The following is a 2,308-nucleotide window of genomic DNA, read 5'->3' as shown; positions in this document are numbered from 1 at the left end:
AAGCAGCAAGCGCGTTACGCCGTGGGTCGATGTTTGATGTTATGGAGCAGCAACGATGTTACGCAGCAGGGCAGTCGCCCTAAAACAAAGTTATGCAGCCAAATCCCAACAATTAAGGGTCTTAAAATGGTAAAAGATTGGATTCCCATCTCTCATGATAATTACAAGCAGGTGCAAGGACCGTTCTATCATGGAACCAAAGCCAATTTGGCGATTGGTGACTTGCTAACCACAGGGTTCATCTCTCATTTCGAGGACGGTCGTATTCTTAAGCACATCTACTTTTCAGCCTTGATGGAGCCAGCAGTTTGGGGAGCTGAACTTGCTATGTCACTGTCTGGCCTCGAGGGTCGCGGCTACATATACATAGTTGAGCCAACAGGACCGTTCGAAGACGATCCGAATCTTACGAACAAAAGATTTCCCGGTAATCCAACACAGTCCTATAGAACCTGCGAACCCTTGAGAATTGTTGGCGTTGTTGAAGACTGGGAGGGGCATCCTGTTGAATTAATAAGGGGAATGTTGGATTCGTTGGAGGACTTAAAGCGCCGTGGTTTACACGTCATTGAAGACTAGTCCTTTGCATAACAAAGCCATCAAACCGGACGCCAGAGATTCCGCGCCTGTTGCGCATGGCTTCGCCATTTTATGCGCAATAGGCGCGCCACCCTGTCGCCGTTTATGGCGGCGTTAACCCAAAGGAGTATCGTGAAAATATCACTAATGGCTGCAAAAGCAAGAAATGGGGTTATTGGCTGCGGCTCGGATATCCCGTGGAACGCTAAAGGTGAGCAGCTGCTTTTTAAAGCAATAACTTACAATCAATGGCTCTTAGTCGGCCGTAAAACATTTGAGGCAATGGGGGCTCTCCCAAATAGAAAGTATGCAGTTGTCAGCCGCTCAGGATCGGTAGCTACTAACGATGATGTGGTTGTGTTTCCATCTATAGAAGCAGCAATGAGGGAGCTAAAGACTCTTACGAACCATGTTGTTGTTTCTGGTGGTGGAGAGATCTACAAGAGTCTGATCGCCCATGCCGACACGCTACATATCTCGACAATAGATTCCGAGCCAGAGGGCAATGTTTTCTTTCCGGAAATCCCCAAAGAGTTCAATGTGGTGTTCGAGCAGGAATTTCATTCAAATATAAATTATCGCTATCAAATCTGGCAAAGGGGTTAACCATCCAAGCCATCGGACACATTTTGCTTCGCTGCGCTCAAAACGCAAAATGTGCCGCTGCTTAGCGGCGTTAGATGCACTAAGCACATAATTGCTCACAGCCAAACTATCAGGTCAAGTCTGCTTTTATTATTTTTAAGCGTGCATAATAAGCCCTACACAAATTGGGAGTTAGACATCATGAGCAACGCAGTGCCCGCCGAGATTTCGGTACAGCTATCACAGGCACTCAACGTCATCGAGCATCATCTGGGATCGACGTTGCTGGCCGTGCATTTGTACGGCTCTGCACTCGACGGTGGCCTGAAGCCATGCAGTGATATTGATTTGCTGGTTACTGTGACTGCACAGCTCGATGAGACTGTGCGGCAGGCTCTGTTCGTAGATTTCCTGGAAGTTTCCGCTTCTCCCGGCCAAAGTGAAGCTCTCCGTGCCTTGGAAGTTACCATCGTCGTGTACGGCGATGTTGTTCCTTGGCGTTATCCAGCCAGACGGGAACTGCAATTCGGGGAGTGGCAGCGCAAGGACATTCTTGCGGGCATCTTCGAGCCCGCGACAACCGATGTTGATCTGGCTATTCTGCTAACTAAAGCAAGGCAACACAGCCTTGCCTTGGCAGGTTCGGCCGCGGAAGATTTCTTCAACTCAGTCCCGGAAAGCGATCTATTCAAAGCACTGGCCGACACCTTGAAACTATGGAACTCACAACCGGATTGGGCAGGCGACGAGCGGAATGTAGTGCTTACTTTGTCTCGCATTTGGTACAGCGCAGCAACCGGCAAGATCGCGCCGAAGGATGTAGCTGCCAACTGGGTAATGGAACGCCTGCCCGTCCAACATCAGCCCGTGCTGCTTGAAGCCCAGCAGGCTTACCTTGGACAAGGGATGGATTGCTTGGCCTCACGCGCTGATCAGTTGACTGCGTTCATTTACTTTGTGAAGCACGAAGCCGCCAGTCTGCTCGGCTCCACGCCAATGATGTCTAACAGTTCATTCAAGCCGACGCCGCTTCGCGGCGCAGCTTAATTCAGGCGTTAGATGCACTAAGCACATAATTGCTCACAGCCAAACTATCAGGTCAAGTCTGCTTTTATTATTTTTAAGCGTGCATAATAAGCCCTAC

Annotated in this window: 3 protein-coding genes; all 3 read left to right on the top strand. The window is 49.4% G+C overall.

The window, feature by feature from the left end:
- Positions 1–126 precede the first annotated feature (126 nt).
- The 3 genes from FJM67_RS17210 to FJM67_RS17200 all read left to right on the top strand — a co-directional run bounded on the left by FJM67_RS17210 (position 127) and on the right by FJM67_RS17200 (position 2,211).
- Positions 127–579: an NAD(+)--rifampin ADP-ribosyltransferase Arr-3 gene (locus tag FJM67_RS17210; protein ID WP_001749986.1), complete on the top strand. Its 453-nt coding sequence runs from the start codon at positions 127–129 to the stop codon at positions 577–579.
- A 132-nt stretch (positions 580–711) separates the two neighbouring features.
- Positions 712–1,185: a trimethoprim-resistant dihydrofolate reductase DfrA27 gene (gene dfrA27 / locus FJM67_RS17205; RefSeq protein WP_001749985.1), complete on the top strand. Its 474-nt coding sequence runs from the start codon at positions 712–714 to the stop codon at positions 1,183–1,185.
- Between the two features lie 180 nt (positions 1,186–1,365).
- Complete coding sequence (locus FJM67_RS17200) at positions 1,366–2,211, top strand: ANT(3'')-Ia family aminoglycoside nucleotidyltransferase AadA16 (RefSeq protein WP_001749984.1); 846 nt, start codon at positions 1,366–1,368, stop codon at positions 2,209–2,211.
- The last annotated feature ends 97 nt before the right edge of the window (positions 2,212–2,308 follow it).

The sequence above is a fragment of the Maribrevibacterium harenarium genome (genome assembly GCF_006385675.1).
Classification (GTDB): Bacteria; Pseudomonadota; Gammaproteobacteria; order Pseudomonadales; family Marinomonadaceae; genus Marinomonas; species Marinomonas harenarium.
Note: the sequence above shows the minus strand (reverse complement) of the source record. Positions and strands in the feature narration are given on the sequence as shown.